Annotated in this window: 1 protein-coding gene; it reads right to left on the bottom strand. The window is 67.7% G+C overall.

The window, feature by feature from the left end:
* A partial coding sequence (locus SB822_RS61535; protein WP_410859723.1) for an MFS transporter occupies positions 1-229 on the bottom strand: 229 nt, incomplete at both ends.

The following is a 229-nucleotide window of genomic DNA, read 5'->3' as shown; positions in this document are numbered from 1 at the left end:
AGGCCTCGCGTCTCAGCGCGGCGAGCACGACGTCCTTCTCCTGTTGCGACAGAAACGGCGCGTCGCTGACCGAATTCGGCAGGTACTTGAGCGCGACGAAGGCAACGATCACCGCGGGCAAGCCGGTCGCGATGAACACCCACTGCCAGCCCGCGAAACCCCACGTGCCGCCGAGCGTCAGCAGGAGCCCGCCGATCAGCGAGCCGAGCATGTTCGCGAGCGAGCTGCC

Source organism: Paraburkholderia sp. SIMBA_054 (assembly GCF_046534875.1).
Lineage (GTDB): Bacteria > Pseudomonadota > Gammaproteobacteria > Burkholderiales > Burkholderiaceae > Paraburkholderia > Paraburkholderia hospita.
This window is presented reverse-complemented; position numbering and strand designations above follow the sequence as displayed.